Here is an 18636-nt window from a genome sequence, read left to right as displayed (position 1 = left end):
GCCATGGTGAATCCTCGGGTGGATACTGGCCGAAAGGATGAATCTGCTGGCTTTTGGGTTGAGCGCGGCCCAAATGACTGGATTTGACCGCGTCGTGCCATTCGCCGTGGATAGGGTGACAGGCATGGAACCACTTCTGAAAGTCTTGCGGCACTGGGGCGCCCCGGTGGCGGCCGTTATCTACTTCGCGCTGTGGTGCGTGGCCGAGGCGGGGAGGATTCCCTGGCCGGCGTTCACGGTGTGGTCCGGGACCGTGCCGCTGCTGATGCTTGCCGCCTCCATTGCGGTGGCGGCCTGGAAGCCACTGGTGTCGCTGGGGCTGACCGCGGCCCTGATCCTCGGGCAGTTCCTTTACCTCGTTCCCTCCATGTTCTTCACCAACTGGGCGATCTATATTGGCTCCTTCGTCGCCCTGGCGTTCATCCTGTGGACGGCCGGGCGACGTATGCGGCTTGTTGCTGCCGGCGCCAACGTGATGTTCATCGGCGCGATGACCTACCTGATCCTGTCGTGGCGATACGCGGACAGGGCGGGGTGGTTCTACCCGCTGTATGGCGGTGACCGGATGACGCTGCTCTCTTACGGCGGCCAGGTGTTCGGGCTCCTTGCGCTGATTTCGGCAGGATGCGCCGCCGTCGGGCTTTCCTTGGCCCTTTACCAGGAGCGCGGCAACCTCTTCCGGGCCCGGAGCGCGGCTCAGGCCGGGCTGAGGGAAGCCGAGGTGGACCTTATTGTTGAGCAGGAGCGCACCCGCATTGCCAGGGATCTTCACGATGTCCTGGCGCACTCCCTGGCGGTGATCGCAGCCCAGGCGGACGGCACCCGCTACCTCAGCTCAGGGCAACCCAAAGCGGTGGTGAACGCCTTGGAGAACATCGCCAGTTCCGCCCGCACCGCCCTGGTCGACGCGCAGCGGGTTGTCGAGGGGGTGCGCGACGACGGGATGGTGACGCCCCAGCCGCGGCTCAGCGATGTTGGACCACTGGTGGATGAGATGCGTCGGGGGAGCCTCAAGATCCACCGCAGCGAAACAGGGGCGCCGGTGGAGCTCACCGCGGGACAGCAGCTCGCGGTGTTCCGGATAGTGCAGGAGTGCCTGACCAACTCCCTGAAGCACGGCGGCCGTGGTGCGGCTGTCCGGCTACATCTTGACTGGAGCGGCCCCGGCCTGACCCTGCATGTCGCGTCGGATATGCGCCCGCTTGACACACCGGATCGACAATCTTCCACCGAGCCCGGAACCGGGAGGGGTATACCGGGTATGGGTGAGCGGGCCCATCTGGCTGGCGGCTGGGCAACCGCTGGACCTGATGGGGAACAGTTCCGGGTGACGGTATTCATTCCGTACGGTGTCCGCGCGGCGGGCGTGCCGTCGTCGTCCGGGCCGGCGCCGCTTTCGGTCCCTGCCCCGGCAGCCCCCGCGGTTCTCCGTGCCTGACGCCGGAACGCCCATCAGGGTGGCGCTGGTGGATGACCAGCCGCTATTCCGCGCCGGAATCAGGATGCTGATTGAAAGCCAGGCGGACATGCAGCTGTCCGGGGAGGCGGACGATGGCGAACAGGCCGTGACGCTTGCGGCCGAGCGCAATCCGGACGTGATGCTTATGGATCTCCGGATGCCGGTCCTCGACGGCGTCGCCGCCACCGGGCGGATCATGCAGATAGCGGACGCCGCGGGAACCGGCAGGCCAAAGATTATTGCGTTGACCACCTTCAACCGGGACCAGGCCGTGGTGGAGGCGGTTCAGGCCGGGGCCAGCGGGTATCTGCTCAAGAGCGCCGAGCCGGAGTTCCTGCTCGCGGCCATTCGGACGGTCTATCTGGGTTACTCGGTGATCGCCCCAGGTTCCGTGCACGCACTGTTCCAGCACGCCGCGCGCACCATGCCGTCGGCCCTGCCGGATCTGTCAGTCCTGGAAGTCCTCTCGGCGCGGGAGCGGGATGTCTTCCTACTCGCTGCCAAAGGCCTGGCCAACGGCGAAATGGCCGAGAGTCTGTTTGTCTCCGAGGCAACAGTCAAGACGCATCTTCGCAGCGTGTTGGACAAGCTGGGGCTCCGCACAAGGCTGCAGCTGGTGGCCTTTGCGCATGAGCGTCACCTCCTGGGATAGCGGTCAGAGAATCAGCTGCTCGGCCAGGAGCGCCGTTCCCAGTCCCACCATGATGATGCCGCTGGCGAGAGTGACCCTTCGGGCCGCGCCTGGCCGTGAATGGAGGAGCCTCCTGGCCAGCAGCGCCACACAGCTGTAAACAGCCCCGGCCAGCAGGACAAACGTCAGGCCCAACAGCCCCGACTGAACCGGAACCGGGAGCGGTGCCTCGGCGCTGACGAACTGTGGCACCAGGGCCACGTAGAACAGCAGGCCCTTCGGGTTGATGCCGCTGGTGCCCACGCCCTGGAGGTACGTGCGGAACTGGTTGGGCTGCGTGCGGGTGTCCGCGGGATCGGCTGGGACGGACATGTCCAACGCTGGGCCGGCACCGAAGCTGGCGCCGCGCCATGACCGGATGGTGCTGACACCAAGCCACAGCAGGTAGCCCGCGCCGGCTATTGTCAGCCAGCCCAGGACACCCGGCATGCCCGCCAGCAGCGCGGCCAGGCCGGCGACGATCAGCACGGTATGCAGGACGTAGCCGCTGCAGAGGCCAGCCACGGCCGGGATGAAGCTCCGTTCCTTCAGCCCAGCGGCGATCGAGTAGGCCCAGTCCACTCCCGGGGTGCATGCCAGCGCGGCGGCGACCACTACAAAGGCGAGGAATAGCTGGGGGTTCATGGCGATCTCCTGAGGACTGGGGTTACAGGAGAAACTGTAGGCAATTCCGCTCGACAAGTGTTCCCTGATTTAGCCCTGATGTGGATCGAAAGCGTAAGATTATTGCGTGATTGACCATATAGACAGAAATATATTGCGTCATCTGAAAAAGGATGGCCGGATGACCGCGACGGCCCTCGCAGCCAAGGTGGGGCTGACGGTCGCGCCATGCCACCGCAGGTTGCGGGACCTGGAGTCTTCCGGAGTCATCCGCGGCTACCGGGCGGACATCGATCCGGCGGCCGTGGGGCTGGGTTTTGAAGCGATCGTTTTCGTGACGCTCCGCCAGGTGGACCGCTCCACTATGGAGATTTTTGAGAACCGTGTGGCCGCGAATCCGAACATCGTGGAGGCCCAGCGGCTCTTCGGCTCCCCGGATTACCTCTTGAAGGTCATCGCCGCGGACCTGCCCGCCTACCAGCGCTTCTACGACGCCGAACTGACCTCGCTGCCCGGGGTGGAGCGGCTGACGTCCACACTGGTGATGAAGAACCTGAAATCCAATGCGGGTCCGCCGGTCTAGCAGGCTGGCCCTGCGGGCGGGCCTCTGCGGCAGACGTTCCTGCCCGCATACAAGCGGGCAGGAAGAGCATCGTCAGCTTGCTTATTATTTCCCGGCTTCATAGTGTTTAAGTCGCAAGGCATCACACTCTCCGCGTGGGAACGCCTCCACATGCTTGGTTGTGCGGACCCGCCTGGCAACAGGAGGAACCATGTCAGAACACAATATTGCAGGCAAGAAAGTCGCCTTTCTGCTGACAGACGGCGTGGAACAGGTGGAGCTGACCAGTCCCTGGGACGCCGTCACCAAAGCGGGTGGCCAGCCCACCCTCGTGGCGCCGAAGACCGGCAAGATCCAGGGGTACGAAGGCACCGAAAAGGGCGGAACGTTCGACGTCGACATCGCGGTGGCGGACGCGGACGCCAATGATTTCCACGCACTCGTGATCCCCGGGGGAGTCGTCAACGCCGACCACCTCCGGGTGGACAAGGACGCGCAGTCCTTCGCCCGGAGCTTCTTTGAACAGCACAAGCCGGTGGCCTCAATCTGCCACGGCCCGTGGCTGCTCATCGACGCCGGTGTGGTGCGCGGCCGGAAGATGACGTCCTACCACACGCTCCAGACCGACCTGAAGAACGCCGGTGCTGACTGGAGCGACCAGGAGGTGGTGGTGGACCAGGGCTTTGTGACCAGCCGCCACCCCGGCGATCTGCCCGCTTTCAACGACAAGTTGCTCGAAGAAATCGAAGAAGGCGAGCACGCCGGCCAGACTGCATAGTCGGAAACATCCTTCAGCGTTCTGAGGGCACAAAAGGGGCGATGACGGCATTCCGGGTTCCGGCATTTCGGGCCCCGCCGGTCATCGCCCCCTCTCGCGCTCGTGGGACCTAGTCGCTGGACCCCGGATCGGTGGTCAGCCCGCGGTCGTCCCCGGTCTGGTCGTCTTGCTCTTGGGCCGGTCCTGGTGGATTGGTGGCGTCACTGCTGCTGCCGCTGTCCGGCTGCTCTGGCTGCATGCCCGGGGCGTCAGCGTTGGGGCCGGGCTGGTCTTCGGGCTCACCGGTGGTTCCCCGGGGGACCGGCTTGGCGCCGCCTTGGGCGCCGCCGCCCTGGACGCCACCGCCTACGAGGTCGTCCGGTGCATTCTCATCCGTGCTCATGGATTCTCCTCGTCTTAGGGAGTAAATGTCCCTAGTAAGTGAATTGACCATCCCACGCTACAGCCGACGCCTGAACGCGTACAGGCTGGCCGCGGTGGTTTGCGGGCGCCTGGCTTTAGCGGACGGTCGCTTTATACGTCAGGATCTCGGTGCCATTACCCTCGTCGCCATTATCCGGGGCCACGCGGATGGTGAGCTCGCCGCCGTCCGCCGTCATTTTGAACGGGTTCCTGGTGGCCACGTGGCCGGCCGAGGACCACTGCTGGAAGGGTACGTCGCGGAGCACATTGTGGCTCGTCAGGTCAATCAGCGCCATTCCGCCAAGCTCGTACGTTGACGCAGTGCCGCCGGCGTCGGGCGTTTGGGGCAGATTGGTCACGCCTGCGCAGAGCATTTTGGAATTCGCGGCGTACTGGCAATCCTGGTAGTCGACGAAATAGTTCGGGTTTTCCCAGGTGTCCAGTTGCTTCCCCTGGAGGTCCCATTCGGCAAAGCGGCGCGAACCCCAGGTGTTGCCCACCAGATGCCCGGTCTGCTTGTCCATGACAATTCCACCAAAGTGGTCCGGTACCTCGAACTGCTTGTGGACGTCCAGGCTGGCCGCGTCAACGCGGTAGACAATCGCGCTGCTGTTGGGCCGGTACTGAGCCACAGGGACCCAGACGCTGGTGCCGTCGAAGTCGATGCCGCCGGGGTGGTACATGTCGCCTTCGCCGAGCGTGATGTCCTTCAGCAGGTTCCCTGCCTTGTCCATCACGAAGAGGTGTCCAATTCCCTTGCCCGGGGTTCGGTCGTAGCCGCCCTGCGGGCTCGGGTACTTTACCGTGGGCTCCGTGATCTGGACGGCGGAGAGGAAGATGCGGTCCCCGGCGAAGGCGATTCCCTCGGTGTGGTAGGTGGGGAAATTGAGTTTCAGCTTCTCCGTCAGTTGCCACTTGGTGTTGCGGTCGACGGCGTTGAAGCCGTCCGTCACAGCGGTGTCACTGGCGTGGTGGTCGGCGGCCCCGGCGTTATTCGAGTCCGCTTGGGCAACGGCTGTCCCGCCGATAGCGGCCGCGATCAGGGCCGTGAGTGCTGCTGCGAAGATGCCGCGGGTGCGAGTTGTGCTCATGTGTGCCTCTCGGTGGTTCGTGGACTGTCCGAGGCTAAATGAGGGTCATGAACCAGATGCATCCACAAGCTGAACAGATCATGGAACGCGGCGCCAGCCGGAGGCTGCCTAGTGGGGCAGCGCGGGCCACTGCCTCAGTTCGTGGGTCTCGCCGTACGGGACTTCGCGGCTGACGGCCACTGTGTAGGTAGAGTAGCCGGTCTGAGTCACGAGCACCCCGTGACGGCGCTCCTGCATCGCGTGCCGGAGCGCGATATCCACGGCGCAGTTCAAATCGTTTTCGATGGTCGCGGGGTCGCTGGCGGTGATTTCCAGCAGGATGTCCGAATGGCGCTTGATCATTTGGGACTCTCTTTCGCGGTGCTTGAATCAGGAGGGCAAGGGTCAAGGGGCAAGGGGGGCTTGGAGTCGTTTCGATGGTGAGGCCAGGGATGCCGATTGCGGCTTAAAAGTGAATCGTGGCGCCCGGCATTCTCTGATGGGGCGGGGGCCGGCGCGGTGCGTCCGGCGGAAGGGATCGGGAACGCTTGCGTTCCTTGCGGATCCACACTTAGTGTGGCCGACGCTCAGGCCGTTGGCAAGAAACTGCCGGATCTTTTTTGGCACGCATTCATTCAGTTGCCCGCTCCTACAGCGTTTACACGGAAAAATCACCTCTGGTTTGCCCGAGGTTGAGGTTCTACAATCAGGTTGGCGCGGCTGGCGAAGGCACTCCGGTTCGCCACATTGGGGCTATGAAAATGCTTCGGTGCCGACTTTAAGGACGCGATATGCCGGATATTCCCGGGTTGCTCAACGCACTGCTCCCGGAGGACCTGGCCCTGCTTCAACAGCACGGGCCGGACCATGCCCTTGATAGCGCCTTGATCGACGCGATCGACCGCGCCGCGGGTGGCCCCGGCGAAGGCCGCGGCTACTACGTGGTGCGCGGCAGCCTCGAGCCACTCGAACACCGCAGCTACTACTTGCGCGGTGACGTGGCCGAGGCCCTCTTCGCGCGGGCGGCCATCGAAGGTGCCTATGGAGGGAGTGCCTGAGCCGGCAGGCGCCTGGTTCTGCACCGGGACCGGGAGTCCGAGTCCGATGGTGAGCTGGTGAGTCGCTAAGGTCCGGCCGACGCCTGCCCTGCGCTGTGCAATAATATGCGCATGGATGCAGATAAGCAGATAGCAGGCTTGAGCGTGGACAGCCAATATGTGGAGCTCGCCGTGGAAGTTTTCTCCATGCTCGCCGACGCTACACGGATTCGAATCATCCTGGCGCTGCGCGATGGCGAACTTCCCGTGAGCAGCCTGGCCGAGATTGTGGGCAAATCCCCCGCAGCGGTCTCCCAGCATCTAGCCAAGATGCGGCTGACCCGCCTGGTGAGTGCCCGTCAGGACGGGGTGCGGGTGTACTACCGGCTGGAAAATGAGCATGCCCGCCAGCTGGTCAGCGATGCCATCTTCCAGGCCGAGCATGCCCTTGACGCGGAGCCCCGCCACCACGCCCGGGGGGTCAGCCACTCGGACGACTCGCATGCGGACGCCGCACGTGCAGGCGCTGGGCACCGGAGGGAGGACGCATGAGCCACCACGGACGCCCGTCGGGACCCGCCTCCGGGACAGATGATCACGGCCACGAGCTTAGTCCTCTGCCCGAGCACAACCCTCTGCCCGAGCACAGCCACGATCACCCTCATGACCATCCCCATCCCCATCCGCACGGCCATGACCATGACCATGAGCACGGCCATGACCATGAGCATCCCACGGGTCTCAAGGGTTTCCTGCATGCACTATTCGTGCCCCACAGCCACGACGCCGCCGACTCCATCGACGACGCCATGGAGTCGAGCAGCCAGGGCATCCGGGCCGTGAAAATCAGCCTGGCAGGCCTTGGGGCCACCGCCGTGCTGCAGTTGGCGGTGGTCCTCATCAGCGGCTCCGTCGCTTTGCTCGCGGATACGATCCACAACTTCTCCGACGCACTAACCGCAATCCCGTTGTGGATCGCCTTTGTGCTGGGCCGCCGGGCGCCCACGCGCCGCTATACCTACGGCTTTGGCCGGGCGGAGGATCTCGCCGGACTCTTCATCGTGGCCATGATTGCACTTTCAGCCGTGGTGGCGGGATGGGAGTCAATCGACCGTCTGTTCCATCCCCAGCCGCTGACTAATCTGGGCTGGGTCCTGGCTGCCGGCATCGTCGGCTTCGCCGGCAACGAGCTGGTGGCTATCTACCGGATCCGGGTGGGGCGCCGCATCGGTTCTGCGGCCTTGGTGGCGGATGGCCTGCATGCCCGGACGGATGGATTCACCTCCCTGGCCGTGGTGGCGGGCGTGGTGGGCGTGTGGCTTGGATTTCCGTTGGCCGATCCGATCGTGGGTCTTCTCATCACCATCACCATCGCAGTCCTCCTGTGGGGGACAGCCAGGGATATCGGCAGGCGGCTGTTGGACGGCGTCGACCCCGCCCTGGTCGCACGCACGGAGTCGGCAGTCGGAGCCATTCCGGGGATTGAATCCGTCAACACCGTGCGGCTGCGCTGGTCAGGCCACCGCCTCAATGCCGTGATCTCGGTTGCGACCGCCGGCTCGATGCCCGTGGCTGCCTTTCACGAGCTTGAGCACTCTTCGGACGAGGCACTCCGGCGGGTGCTTCCCAGCCTCGGAACGGTCACGCTGCACCCGGTCCCCTCCGGCCACTGACGCGGAGGGCGCCAGGCAGTGGGTCCAGAAACTCAGACGCCCGAACGCCTGGGCGGGAGGTCCATAGACCAGGGCGAATCCCTCAGCTTCACGCCGTAGTGTTACCCGTAGGTTGACGCTTTAGAACGGATTCGCATGGCAGAACTGAACGTCCAGGAGCGTAGCTCCAGGCAGATGTCCATCACCGATGCCGCCAGCCTCCCGCCGGAGCGGGTTGGTGAGCTGCTGGAGTCCGGCCCGGCGGGTCTTTCGGGTGTGGAGGCAGGCAGGCGGTTGGCCGAACTGGGTCCCAATGCGGTCCGCACCCACCGCGCCAGCGCCTGGTCGGTGCTGATACGGCAACTGGGCAGCCCCATCCTGATCCTGCTGCTGATTACCGCCGGGTTGTCCCTGTTCCTGGGGGATGCCACGAATTCGATTGTGATCGGCGTGATCTTGTTGGTGAGCGTGGGATTGGGCTTCACCAATGAGTTCCGCGCGGAGCGCGCAGCCGAGGCGCTCCATTCACGCGTCACGCATCGCGCCGTGGCAGTGCGTGACGGTATGCCACAGGAAGTGGACGTCACGGCGCTGGTTCCGGGCGACGTCGTGCACCTGGGACTTGGCGCCATCATTCCCGCCGATATCCGGCTGCTGACCAGCAAGGACCTCCTCTGCGACGAAAGCATCCTGACCGGAGAGTCGATGCCCGCAGGCAAGGACCCGGCCGCGGTTCCGCCCGGAGCCGCCCTGGCGGATCTGACCTCGTGCATCTTCATGGGCACGGTCCTTCAGTCGGGCAACTGCACGGGCCTGGTGGTGGCCACCGGTGGCCACGCTGAATTCGGGCGGATAGCCCTGGGCCTCGGCGAGCGGCAGCCTCAAACGGAATTCCAGCTGGGGCTGAAGCGGTTCTCGTTCCTCCTCCTCCAGGTGGCGATTGCGCTGACCTCCCTGATCTTCCTGGCGAACGTGCTGCTGCAGCGTCCCTTGATCGAGTCCCTCCTCTTTTCCCTGGCCATCGCGGTAGGCATCACCCCGCAGCTGCTGCCTGCGGTGGTAAGCACCAGCCTGGCCACCGGAACCAGGCAGCTCGCGCGGCGCAAGGTCCTGGTCAAACGCCTGGTGTGTATTGAGGACCTGGGGGACATGGACGTCCTGGTCACGGACAAAACGGGCACGCTCACCGAAGGGAAGATCAGCTTCACCGGCGCATTGCCGGCGGCCACCGGCGTCTCCGGCGCCGAACTGCTCACCTTGGGCCTGCTGGCCACCGAGGCCGACTACACCGAAGCGAAAGCGTCGGCGGTGGGGCAGAACGCCCTGGATGCCGCACTCTGGGAGAGCCCGGAAGCCGCAGCCTTTGACCCGTCCCGTTACGAACGCCTGGACGTGATCGACTTCGACCACCAGCGCCGCAGGACCAGCGTGCTGGTCCGGGAGGGCGGCGGCACTGTTCGTATCATCACCAAAGGATCCCCGGAAGACGTTCTGGCCCTCTGCGGCGAGACGTCTGCCGCCGTCCGGGCCATGCTGGATGAACAGTTCGACGCCGGGTCCCGGGTGGTGGCCGTAGCCACGCGTCCCGCTGACGGATTGAAGGACCTGAGGCCGGCCGACGAAAAGGACCTGAACCTCGCCGGGTTCCTCGTGTTCCTGGACCGGCCCAAGGCCAACGCCCGGGCCTCCCTGGACCAACTCGAGGCGCTCGGCATCACCGTCAAGATCGCCACGGGTGACAACGCCAAGGTGGCCGAGAAGGTCTGTGACGAACTCGGCGTCCTTTCCGGCGGGACACTCACCGGTGCGGCGGTGGAAGCCATGTCGGACGAGGAACTGAGCGCCGCTGCACGGGAGGCAAGCATTTTCGCCCGTGTTTCTCCGGAACAGAAAGCGCGGATCATCGGAATCCTTCGCCAAACCGGCGGGTCCGTGGGCTTTATGGGCGACGGCGTCAACGACGCCCTTGCGCTCCACGCTGCGGACATCGGCATCTCCGTGGACAGTGCGACGGATGTGGCCAAGGATGCGGCCGACGTGGTGCTGCTGGACAAGGACCTCGGGGTGCTGGCAGAAGGCGTGATGGAGGGGCGGAGGATTTTCGCCAACACCATCAAGTATGTGCTGATGGGAACGTCCAGCAACTTCGGCAACATGTTCAGCGCGGCCACGGCCTCGGTGGTGCTGAGTTTCCTGCCCATGCTGCCCGGACAGATCCTGCTCAACAACCTGCTCTATGACACCGGGCAGCTTGCCATCCCGGGCGACCGCGTTGACAAGGAGCAGCTGCTTGCTCCGTCGCACTGGAATATCAGCTTCATCCGGCGCTTTATGTTCCTTTTTGGACCGATCAGTTCCATCTTCGATTTCGCTACGTTTGGCCTCATGCTGTTTGTTTTCAACGCAGTCCCAGGCGAGTTCCGGGCCGGATGGTTCATTGAGTCCATCGCGACGCAGACTCTCATCATCTTTGCGATCAGGACACGGCGGGTCCCCTTCCTGCGCAGCCGGCCTTCGGCCGGTTTGCTGGGAGCGTCACTCGGCGTGGTGGCCCTCGGAGTGTTCCTGCCCCTATCGCCTCTGGCCGGCGTGCTCGGTTTCGACACCCTCCCGGTGCCGTTCTTCCTTGCGCTGTTAGGGATGACGGTGTTCTACCTGGTCCTCGTGGAGTTCGCCAAGCAGTGGTTCTTCTCACGTGCCGCGCAACAGCCTCCTGCGCCCACCATCCGCGTCCGCCGCCGCGCAGCCTCACACCACATCTCCCGCCGTGCCGCCCGATTCAGTTCTCCCGTTGCGGACATTGCACGCGGGCGCCTGGTGCAGGGAGGACGCAAGCGGAAACCGCGCAGCTCCCGCAGCAGGGCCTGATTCCCGCCCTGGAGCCTTCGCTGTTCCTCCGCTCCTCTTTCGCTAACCCATGGATAGCGGATAATCTGAATCCCGTCAGGATGCCGCTTCGGCGGCACCCCAGTTCCTGGCCAAGAGAGGCTAGTAATGACCGAGAAGCTGCATCTCACGCCGGAAGATGATTTTCCGGAGGATCTCGCCCAGGTGGAGGACAAGGACCTGCAAATCCTGGACAGCCAGGTCCAGCGTCAGCTCGACTACGAGTACGTGGCCGACGGGGAGCCTAACCCGGAGACGGAGTTCAGGCACTACGACCTCGACGAAGAATTTAGCGAACGCGACAAACGCGAGTAACCTTCCGGGTGCCGTACCAAATACTGTGCGGGTAAGGGTTCGAGACTTCCAACCACGCACAGAAACGGGTACGGCATTCATGACTGGTGAGTTAAGGGACGGCCCGCTCGTCTCCGAGATCGAAGTAGACGGCCTCCAAGGGCAGGTCTTCGCCTCCCGCCGACCTCGGGAAACACCCGCTGACGCCACAGTTCCCGCAGCGCCCGCCGTCGTGCTCATCCACGGCATCGGCGTCTCGCATCGGTACTTGGCCAGGCTCCACAGGCTCCTGTCGCGCTCCGTTGATACGTACTCGATTGATCTTCCCGGCTTTGGTTCCACCCCGAGACCGGAGCATCAGCTCACCGTCCCCGACTATGCGGCCTACATCTTGGGAGCCCTGGCGCAGGTCGGGGTGCACGAGTTCGTGCTGGTGGGCCACTCCATGGGCTCCCAGTTCGCCATCGAGGCGGCGCTGCAGGAGCCGGAGCGAATCCGACACGTGGTCCTGATGGGACCGGTGGTGGACTCGCGGCGCCGTTCAGTGCCCCGGCAGGCCCTCGCGCTGGGGATCGATTCGCTGTTCTTTGAGACGCCCTCTTCGAACTTCCTCGTGGCCAGCGACTACTTCCGCTGCGGCCTGTCCTGGTACCTGAAAACGCTTCAGGTGATGATGGACTACCCCACGGAGGAGCGGATCCCCGGCGTCAGGGCCCCCGTACTGGTGATTCGCGGAGCTAACGACCCCGTGGCAGGCGCCATCTGGTGCCGCCGGCTGGCCGCCCGGGCAGCAGGCGGCCGGCTGCTGGAAGTGCCGAACAACGGCCACGTGGTCCAGCACACCGGTGCCGGGGAAGTGGCGCAAGCCATCACGTCCTTTGCGAGCCTTCCTGCCGGCGCCCCCGAGCTCCAGCCGTGAGCCGGCTGCCCTGACGGCTAGGCGGAGGATGTTTGGCAGGGGATCTCCAGAACGGCACCGTGCTCAACCCATTCGCTCCCAGTGCCCAGCTCGGAACTCAGCCGCTGCATCCGCTCGGCGATCTTCCGCGACTCCCTTCCCGCCAGACGCGCCTGGAAACCGGCGATGACGGTGGGATGGAGCCGGAGCAGAGCCGGCACGCCGTCGTGGGTCTCCAGCCCGAAGATGAAGGACTGGTCGTTTCGCTCCTCCGGGTCCACGGCATAGTCGTCCACGAAATCGCCGGCGCTGTAGATGATGGGCCGGCCCTGGTGGATCTCCACGCCGCGGAAGATGTGGGCCGAATGCCCGAAGACGACGTCGGCGCCGGCCTCAACCAGCGCCCTGCCCAAGGCCTGGTGCGCCGGCGGGACCTCCGCACCCCAGTTAGGGCCCCAGTGCGCCGAAACCACCAGGATGTCCACCATTGCCTTGGTGTGCCGCACCAGCTCCAGCAAGCCCGAAGTTCGCCGGTCAACGGCGTCGACCGGGACATAGTAGACACCCGGGTGATGCGGTGCGGCCTCCCAGTCCGGCTGGTTGTCGGTGAAAGCGAGGAAACCAACCGTGGTGGAGCCAGCGGTCATGATGGCCGGATGCCGGGCCGTTTCGAGGTTGAGTCCGGCTCCCGCATGCAGGATGCCGGCCAGGTCAAGGACGTCAGGGGTTTCCCTGAATGCATCGACCCCAAAGTCGAGCACATGGTTGTTTGCCAGCGACACCACATCGATGCCCGCCGCCTTGAGGGTTTCCACGTTCTTCAAGTCCGAGCGGAAGTGAAAGACCTTCCTGGGCTGCGGCTGGCCGCCGTCGGCTAGGACGCATTCGAGGTTGGCGAACCGCAGATCGGCGGCTCTCAGGACGGGAAGGGTGTCGCCCCAGGGATAGGCGGCCGGGGCTTTCCTCAGGTGTTCGTTCACGAGCCGGCCCAGCATGACGTCACCCAGCAAGACCAGCCGCATGTCCACCCTCCTGTCGTCCGTGTTCTTCAACCCTGTTGGGGTCAGCCCTTCGCCGGTCCAGCCACGGCATGCTTGGATCCGGCCCGGAGGGCGGTCCTGATGCTGACCTTCGAGGTGTATGAGATGGAGCCGTACTGGAAGAGCCGCACCGCCACCCGGAGCATCAGGGCCGCACCCAGGTAGAGGATGGCAACCACCGTGGCTGCCTCGAACACGTTGAGCGAGCCGAAGGCGTTACGAAGCAATGCCGTGACGGGAGCGGAGAACGGGAAATAGGTGAACACCTGGACAATGGCCGCGTGCGGTTCCGAGACCACCAGGCTCACTGCGTAGAACGGAATGAAGATCAGGGCGATCATCACACCCATAAAGCTTCCGGCCTCCTTCGCTGTGGGCATCACGGCTCCTATGGCCACCAGCGTGGTGGTGAACAGCGCGAACCCACCCACCAGGATCAGGAAGCCCACGGTCATCCGGACCGGGTCGAACACCAGCTCGGCGGTATTGAAGTCAGGGATGGTCACCGCCTCGCGGTAGAAGAGCGCCGCGAACAGAATGGGGGAGGCGAAGACGATCACCTGCAGCAGGCCCACCATAAACAGTGCCACCACTTTGCCGGTGATCAGCGTGGTGGGCTTGAGGGTGGTCAGGATCATTTCCGTCACCCGGTTCTCCTTTTCCTCCAGGGTGGAGTTCAGCATCTGCCCGGCGAGGAGCACCACCAGGCCATAGAAGACCACCAGGAAGGCCATGGGCGGGATCACGGAGTTGATGCCGCCGGCCTCCACGGTGCCCCGGTAGGCGGTGGTCTGGACTTTCGCCGTCCCCGCCGCGAGGCTCGAAAGCTGCGGGGAACCGATCTTTTGGGCCACTCCCCGGGCAAGCATGGCTTGTGCCACCGCTCCGTACTTGCCGTTCTCGAACACTCCTTTGTCGATTCCGTAGACCCGGATGGGCGTGGACTCGGGGTGGGCGGGGAAATCGAAGAACGCCTCGACGGAACCGTTTTGGACGGCATGGATGCCTTCCTCGGGGGATGCCGCCGGAACGGCCCCGAAGGCAGCGGCGGAGCCGGGGGTGATCAGGCCCGAGGCATCCGTGAAGGAGATGGTGAACTGCGCGTTCTTCTGGGCGTCGGCGGCACTGCTGGTGCTCGTGTTGCTCAGGTAGATCATCCCGAACACCACCGCCATGATGATGGGAACGGACAATGTGCCGATCCAGAACCGGATCTTCGTAACAGTGCGGATGAATTCGAAACCAATGACTGTGCCGAGGTTGTGCTGTGCCATGGCCCTACACTCCTGCCGACGCGGTGACCTGGGATGGCGGCTTGTTCTGATCTCCGTACACGCGGATGAAAATGTCCTCCAGCGAGATTTTGGTGGTGGTGAAACTGCGGATGACGACGCCGGCATCCATCAGGTCCTTCAGGATGTCCGCTTCGTCCGTGTCATCCGCGATGGACAGCTCCGCGTAGTTGGTCTCCTGCAGCGTCACGTCATAGTGGGGCGACGGCGGGATGGGACCGGCATGGCGGATCCGGACGATCCGTCCGCCGTACTTGTCCTGCACCTCATCGATGGTGCCGTACGCCTCGGATGTGCCGTCCTTCAGGAGAATGATGCGGTCGCAGAGCCGTTCCACCTCCTCCATCTGGTGCGTCACCATAACCACAGTGGCGCCGTCGTTCTTCTGTTCCGCGATGATATCCATCAGAAGGCGGCGGTTCACCGGATCAAAACCCTTGGTGGGTTCATCGAGGATGAGAAGCTCCGGCCGGTTCATGATGGTGACGCCGAGCTGAACCTTTTGCTGCTGCCCGCTGGAGAGCTTATCCACCAGCGTGGTGGCCTTGTCCGCCAGATCCACCCGGTCAAGATAGGCCAGCGACCATTGCCTGGCATGGTGGCGGTCCATGCCCTTGAGGCGGCCAAAGTAGGTCATGATGTCCATGACTTTCTCTTTTTTGTAAAGGCCGCGCTCCTCGGGGAGATATCCCAGACGGCTGCCGTGCTCGGGTTTAAACGGCCGCCCGTTGATGTGGAGAATTCCGGCGGTGGGCTCGTAGAGGCCCAATAGCGCGCGGATGGTGGTGGTCTTGCCCGAGCCGTTGCTGCCCAGGAATCCGAAGGTTTCACCTGCGCGGACATCGAAGGAAAGGTCACGGATCACCGTGGTGTCGGCGAAGTCCATCCGGAAGCCACTGATGTGCACAACTGCTTCATCCATGGCTGATACCGCCTGTGCCGATCATTGCCTGCCGGTGTCCAGCCCCCAGTCCGACCTTCTTGTCACCAGCGTGGCGCGGAGCCCCCGGCACCGGAAGGGGCGAAGGTCCCGGACGCAGGATGGCCGGGACGCGAAGTTCCCGCGTCCCGGCCATCAGTCACGACTATTTCTCGTTAAAGGCGTCCTTGACGTCCTCACCAACCTGCTTCACGTCGGCAGTGCTCTTTTCGATCTTGCCTTCGGTTTCCAGCTTGTTGTTGTTGGTCAACTTGCCGAATGCTTCCTTGGCTTCGCCGACGGCTTTCTCGGCAGCGTTCTTGATCTTGTGGCCCAAACCCATGTTTGTTTCCTCAATCAGTTGTTGCTCAGTCGCAGACGGGCGGATGCCAGCCAATGCCCCTCCACCTTAGGTGCAACCGCCCCTCGGTATTGCCGCGGGGCGATTCAGGACTCGGGCGTCGGTGAGCCGATGACGTTAAATGTTGAGCCGGCTGCGGCGGAACTGGAACAGAACCTCGACGCCGATGCACCCTCCGAGGGCGGCAAAAAAGACCACGTTTGCCAGCTCCGGAGCAGGCCACGCAACGCCAAAGAAGTCCGCCACGAATGGAGTGGTGAGCAGCAGGAGGAGAACGGCGTACATGGCGCCGACGATGAGAATGCGCCAGGCGTTCATCGGGCGGGAGAGGACCACGAGCACCCACAGCGCCACGAGTGCGAGCACAATCACCGAACCCGTGCGCACCGTGTCCTGCTTGTGGCCGCCCACGATCGCCGCGTAAGCGTTCAGGGCAAGTACCGCCGCGGTGATGATGAGGCCTGCTGGCACCGCAAACCCCAGGGAACGCCTCAGGAACCCTGGCTTGTATCGTCGCGTATTGGGCATGAGGGCGAGGAAAAAGGCAGGGATGCCAATGGTGATTCCGTCCGTGGCGGAGAGCTGGCGCGGCAGGAAAGGAAATCCCCACAGCAGGGCCCCGAAGACCACAGAGAGGGCCACCGCATAGGCGGTCTTAGCCAGGAAAAGCATGGATACGCGCTCGATGTTGGCGATGACACGCCGCCCCTCCGCCACGACGCCCGGCAGCCGGTCGAAGCGGCCGTCCAGCAGCACAAGACGGGCAACGGCCTTGGTGGCCGGAGCAGCGGAGTTCATGGCGATTCCAATGTCAGCCTCCTTCAGAGCCAAGGCATCGTTGACCCCGTCTCCGGTCATGGCCACCACATGACCGCGGCTGCGGAGGGCACTGACCATTTCCCTCTTCTGCGCCGGAGAGACGCGGCCGAACACCATGTGGTTCTCCAGGACCTCCGCCATGAGCTCCGGATCCGCCGGCAAGTCGCGCGCGTCATACCCGTCGCCAGAGTCCAGGCCGACTTCGCGGGCTACTGCCGCCACCGTCCGGGGGTCGTCGCCTGAGAAAATCCTTAGCTCCACGCCTTGGTTGCCAAAATACGCGAGGGTCTCGGCGGCGTCGGGCCGCACCTTTTCGCGGAATGTCAGTAGGACCGAAGGCGCCAATTCGGCAGGCAATGAGCCGGCCGCGGCCTCCCGGGAAGTCATCGGCTCAGAGGCATGGGCGAGGACCAGGGTCCGAAACCCGGTTGAGGCCAGCCGGGCAGCTCTTGCCAAGGCGTCCGTGTTGCCCGGTGTGGTGGCCTTCAGCACCAGCTCGGGGGCGCCCAGCACCCACACGCCGGAGACTGCACCCTCGCCGAAGCTGACCGCGCTCCACTTCCGCACAGAGGCGAAGGGGACCGCGGAGACGGGACGAAGTCCGCTGTCATCCGTAAACCTGGCGGTGAGGCACCGCGCTGTGGCGTTCGCATTGGGGTCGGCGCCGAACCAGGTCAAGGCAGCGCTCCACCCCGGCGCCCGGTCGGGACCGGCGTCGTGAACATCGTCGAAAATGATCCTGCCCTCGGTGAGTGTGCCGGTCTTATCCAGGCAAAGCACATCCACCCGCGCCAGGCCTTCGACCGCGGCCAGCTCCTGGATGAGGACCTTCTCGCGGGCCAAGCGCAGTCCACCAACGGCGAAGGCGACGCTGGTCATGAGAACGAGGCCCAGCGGAATCATGGCTATCACGCTGGCGACAGCACCCACTGCCCCGGTCCTCCATTCCCCGGTTGCCAAGGCCTGGTTCCACCCGCCGTGGGCCTGCATCTCTCCATTGATAACAACCGCCATGACAGGCAGAAGGGCCAACGTAATCCAGCGAAGGATCTTGTTGAGTCCGTTGCGGATCTCCGAGTTGACCAGGGAAAATCGTTTGGCTTCACCCGTTAGCCGGCCAGCGAAGGAGTCGTCTCCGACGCGGATGACCCGGGCCCGGCCTTGGCCGCTGACGACGGTGGAGCCGGCGAGGACCTCGGCACCGGACTCCTTGTCCACGGGGTCGGATTCGCCGGTGAGCAGTGATTCATCAATTTCCAGCCCGCGGGCATCATGAACGGTGGCGTCAGCCGGTATCTGGTCTCCGGCAAAGAGCAGGATCACGTCATCAAGGACCACCTCTTCCATGGCGATGTCCTTGATGACACCGTCCCGCAGTACCCGGGCGTGCGGGGAGTTCAGCACTGCGAGTCTGTCCAAGGACTTCTTGGCCCGATATTCCTGTGCCACACCGATGACGGCGTTACCAACAGCAGCGAACCCGAAGAGCGCGTCCTGCCATTGGCCGAGAAACAGGAGCAGCGCGAAACTCCCCGCCACAACCGCGTTGAACAGAGTCAGGACGTTGGCGCGGAAGATATTCCACAGGCTTCGGCTGGACGTGTTGGAGACCAGGTTGGTCAGCCCTCCCCGGACGCGTTCGGAGACGTCCTCGCTGGAGAGGCCCTTCATCATCCATGTGCGTCCTCGAACATTTTGCGGCCGTGTCCCCGTGGTCATGAGCGTCTCTCCCTGCTGGACGGGACCAATTCGGGCGGTGCCGTTCGGCTGTTCCGGCTCCGCTACTGGCAGCGCGCCAACTTGGCCACGCGTCTTTGTTGTCCTTAGTGTGTCACTGCTGTTGCGAGGACACCTCCGGCGACGTGCGCGGGGA

The 18636-nt window shown here is 64.2% G+C and carries 19 protein-coding genes; 10 read left to right on the top strand and 9 right to left on the bottom strand.

Going from position 1 to position 18636, the window contains the following annotated elements; all coding sequences use genetic code 11:
• The first annotated feature begins 124 nt into the window (after positions 1-124).
• Together ACP4XC_RS20355 and ACP4XC_RS20350 are read left to right on the top strand one after the other, a co-directional pair.
• On the top strand, positions 125-1438 hold the full coding sequence (locus ACP4XC_RS20355) for a sensor histidine kinase (RefSeq protein WP_427172538.1): 1314 nt from the start codon (positions 125-127) through the stop codon (positions 1436-1438).
• Positions 1431-2111 carry a response regulator gene (locus ACP4XC_RS20350; protein ID WP_427172537.1) on the top strand — a complete coding sequence of 227 codons (681 nt, stop codon included), beginning with the start codon at positions 1431-1433 and terminating at the stop codon, positions 2109-2111. Before ACP4XC_RS20355 ends, ACP4XC_RS20350 begins: the two co-directional genes overlap by 8 nt.
• A 3-nt stretch (positions 2112-2114) precedes the next feature.
• On the opposite strand, the gene ACP4XC_RS20345 is transcribed toward ACP4XC_RS20350, so the two are convergent.
• Entirely contained in the window at positions 2115-2774 is a 660-nt protein-coding gene (locus ACP4XC_RS20345; RefSeq protein WP_427172536.1) for a LysE family translocator, read from the bottom strand.
• 106 nt (positions 2775-2880) lie between these two features.
• On the opposite strand from ACP4XC_RS20345, the gene ACP4XC_RS20340 reads away from it, so the two are divergent.
• Positions 2881-3336 carry an Lrp/AsnC family transcriptional regulator gene (locus ACP4XC_RS20340; protein WP_427172535.1) on the top strand — a complete coding sequence of 152 codons (456 nt, stop codon included), beginning with the start codon at positions 2881-2883 and terminating at the stop codon, positions 3334-3336.
• 190 nt (positions 3337-3526) lie between these two features.
• Positions 3527-4093 carry a type 1 glutamine amidotransferase domain-containing protein gene (locus ACP4XC_RS20335; RefSeq protein ID WP_427172534.1) on the top strand — a complete coding sequence of 189 codons (567 nt, stop codon included), beginning with the start codon at positions 3527-3529 and terminating at the stop codon, positions 4091-4093.
• A gap of 109 nt (positions 4094-4202) precedes the next feature.
• Here the strand turns inward: ACP4XC_RS20335 and ACP4XC_RS20330 are convergent, their stop codons facing one another.
• From ACP4XC_RS20330 to ACP4XC_RS20320, 3 genes are all read right to left on the bottom strand, one after another.
• The gene (locus tag ACP4XC_RS20330) at positions 4203-4475 is read right to left on the bottom strand and encodes a hypothetical protein (RefSeq protein ID WP_427172533.1); all 273 of its coding nucleotides are present in this window, start codon (positions 4473-4475) and stop codon (positions 4203-4205) included.
• Positions 4476-4590: 115 nt separating this feature from the next.
• A complete protein-coding gene (locus tag ACP4XC_RS20325) occupies positions 4591-5586 on the bottom strand; it encodes a DUF6454 family protein (protein WP_427172532.1) in 996 nt (331 codons plus the stop codon).
• Positions 5587-5694: 108 nt separating this feature from the next.
• Positions 5695-5928, bottom strand: coding sequence for a hypothetical protein (locus ACP4XC_RS20320; RefSeq protein WP_427172531.1), 234 nt, complete (start codon positions 5926-5928; stop codon positions 5695-5697).
• A gap of 428 nt (positions 5929-6356) precedes the next feature.
• Between ACP4XC_RS20320 and ACP4XC_RS20315 the strand changes: the two genes are divergently transcribed.
• From ACP4XC_RS20315 to ACP4XC_RS20290, 6 genes are all read left to right on the top strand, one after another.
• Entirely contained in the window at positions 6357-6623 is a 267-nt protein-coding gene (locus tag ACP4XC_RS20315; protein WP_427172530.1) for a hypothetical protein, read from the top strand.
• Positions 6624-6734: 111 nt separating this feature from the next.
• Complete coding sequence (locus tag ACP4XC_RS20310; RefSeq protein WP_427172529.1) at positions 6735-7154, top strand: ArsR/SmtB family transcription factor; 420 nt, start codon at positions 6735-6737, stop codon at positions 7152-7154.
• Positions 7151-8275, top strand: coding sequence for a cation diffusion facilitator family transporter (locus ACP4XC_RS20305; RefSeq protein WP_427172527.1), 1125 nt, complete (start codon positions 7151-7153; stop codon positions 8273-8275). The genes ACP4XC_RS20310 and ACP4XC_RS20305 overlap by 4 nt, the downstream gene beginning before the upstream one ends.
• A 135-nt stretch (positions 8276-8410) precedes the next feature.
• Entirely contained in the window at positions 8411-11122 is a 2712-nt protein-coding gene (mgtA, locus tag ACP4XC_RS20300; RefSeq protein ID WP_427172526.1) for a magnesium-translocating P-type ATPase, read from the top strand.
• Between the two features lie 126 nt (positions 11123-11248).
• Complete coding sequence (locus ACP4XC_RS20295; RefSeq protein ID WP_427172525.1) at positions 11249-11455, top strand: hypothetical protein; 207 nt, start codon at positions 11249-11251, stop codon at positions 11453-11455.
• A gap of 79 nt (positions 11456-11534) precedes the next feature.
• The gene (locus ACP4XC_RS20290) at positions 11535-12353 is read left to right on the top strand and encodes an alpha/beta fold hydrolase (RefSeq protein ID WP_427172524.1); all 819 of its coding nucleotides are present in this window, start codon (positions 11535-11537) and stop codon (positions 12351-12353) included.
• A 17-nt stretch (positions 12354-12370) separates the two neighbouring features.
• On the opposite strand, the gene ACP4XC_RS20285 is transcribed toward ACP4XC_RS20290, so the two are convergent.
• The 5 genes from ACP4XC_RS20285 to ACP4XC_RS20265 form a co-directional block, all read right to left on the bottom strand.
• Positions 12371-13354: a CapA family protein gene (locus ACP4XC_RS20285; protein ID WP_427172523.1), complete on the bottom strand. Its 984-nt coding sequence runs from the start codon at positions 13352-13354 to the stop codon at positions 12371-12373.
• Positions 13355-13395: 41 nt separating this feature from the next.
• Positions 13396-14646 (bottom strand): ABC transporter permease, encoded by a 1251-nt coding sequence (locus tag ACP4XC_RS20280; RefSeq protein WP_427172522.1) that lies wholly within the window; start codon positions 14644-14646, stop codon positions 13396-13398.
• A gap of 4 nt (positions 14647-14650) precedes the next feature.
• On the bottom strand, positions 14651-15586 hold the full coding sequence (locus tag ACP4XC_RS20275; RefSeq protein ID WP_427172521.1) for an ABC transporter ATP-binding protein: 936 nt from the start codon (positions 15584-15586) through the stop codon (positions 14651-14653).
• Between the two features lie 163 nt (positions 15587-15749).
• On the bottom strand, positions 15750-15926 hold the full coding sequence (locus ACP4XC_RS20270) for a CsbD family protein (RefSeq protein WP_427172520.1): 177 nt from the start codon (positions 15924-15926) through the stop codon (positions 15750-15752).
• A 135-nt stretch (positions 15927-16061) separates the two neighbouring features.
• Positions 16062-18437: an HAD-IC family P-type ATPase gene (locus tag ACP4XC_RS20265; RefSeq protein ID WP_427172519.1), complete on the bottom strand. Its 2376-nt coding sequence runs from the start codon at positions 18435-18437 to the stop codon at positions 16062-16064.
• Between the last annotated feature and the right edge of the window lie 199 nt (positions 18438-18636).

It is taken from the genome of Arthrobacter sp. 92, from assembly GCF_050260325.1.
Taxonomy (GTDB): Bacteria; Actinomycetota; Actinomycetes; order Actinomycetales; family Micrococcaceae; genus Arthrobacter.
Note: the sequence above shows the minus strand (reverse complement) of the source record. Positions and strands in the feature narration are given on the sequence as shown.

Excerpts from the sequence above, each read along its gene's own strand:
- ACP4XC_RS20305 (WP_427172527.1), top strand. The coding sequence starts at position 7,151 with ATGAGCCACCACGGACGCCCGTCGGGACCCGCCTCCGGGACAGATGAT.
- ACP4XC_RS20280 (WP_427172522.1), bottom strand. The coding sequence starts at position 14,646 with ATGGCACAGCACAACCTCGGCACAGTCATTGGTTTCGAATTCATCCGC.
- ACP4XC_RS20285 (WP_427172523.1), bottom strand. The coding sequence starts at position 13,354 with ATGCGGCTGGTCTTGCTGGGTGACGTCATGCTGGGCCGGCTCGTGAAC.
- ACP4XC_RS20310 (WP_427172529.1), top strand. The coding sequence starts at position 6,735 with ATGGATGCAGATAAGCAGATAGCAGGCTTGAGCGTGGACAGCCAATAT.
- ACP4XC_RS20325 (WP_427172532.1), bottom strand. The coding sequence starts at position 5,586 with ATGAGCACAACTCGCACCCGCGGCATCTTCGCAGCAGCACTCACGGCC.
- ACP4XC_RS20275 (WP_427172521.1), bottom strand. The coding sequence starts at position 15,586 with ATGGATGAAGCAGTTGTGCACATCAGTGGCTTCCGGATGGACTTCGCC.
- mgtA (WP_427172526.1), top strand. The coding sequence starts at position 8,411 with ATGGCAGAACTGAACGTCCAGGAGCGTAGCTCCAGGCAGATGTCCATC.
- ACP4XC_RS20330 (WP_427172533.1), bottom strand. The coding sequence starts at position 4,475 with ATGAGCACGGATGAGAATGCACCGGACGACCTCGTAGGCGGTGGCGTC.
- ACP4XC_RS20265 (WP_427172519.1), bottom strand. The coding sequence starts at position 18,437 with ATGATGAAGGGCCTCTCCAGCGAGGACGTCTCCGAACGCGTCCGGGGA.
- ACP4XC_RS20290 (WP_427172524.1), top strand. The coding sequence starts at position 11,535 with ATGACTGGTGAGTTAAGGGACGGCCCGCTCGTCTCCGAGATCGAAGTA.
- ACP4XC_RS20270 (WP_427172520.1), bottom strand. The coding sequence starts at position 15,926 with ATGGGTTTGGGCCACAAGATCAAGAACGCTGCCGAGAAAGCCGTCGGC.
- ACP4XC_RS20335 (WP_427172534.1), top strand. The coding sequence starts at position 3,527 with ATGTCAGAACACAATATTGCAGGCAAGAAAGTCGCCTTTCTGCTGACA.
- ACP4XC_RS20320 (WP_427172531.1), bottom strand. The coding sequence starts at position 5,928 with ATGATCAAGCGCCATTCGGACATCCTGCTGGAAATCACCGCCAGCGAC.
- ACP4XC_RS20345 (WP_427172536.1), bottom strand. The coding sequence starts at position 2,774 with ATGAACCCCCAGCTATTCCTCGCCTTTGTAGTGGTCGCCGCCGCGCTG.
- ACP4XC_RS20355 (WP_427172538.1), top strand. The coding sequence starts at position 125 with ATGGAACCACTTCTGAAAGTCTTGCGGCACTGGGGCGCCCCGGTGGCG.
- ACP4XC_RS20315 (WP_427172530.1), top strand. The coding sequence starts at position 6,357 with ATGCCGGATATTCCCGGGTTGCTCAACGCACTGCTCCCGGAGGACCTG.
- ACP4XC_RS20295 (WP_427172525.1), top strand. The coding sequence starts at position 11,249 with ATGACCGAGAAGCTGCATCTCACGCCGGAAGATGATTTTCCGGAGGAT.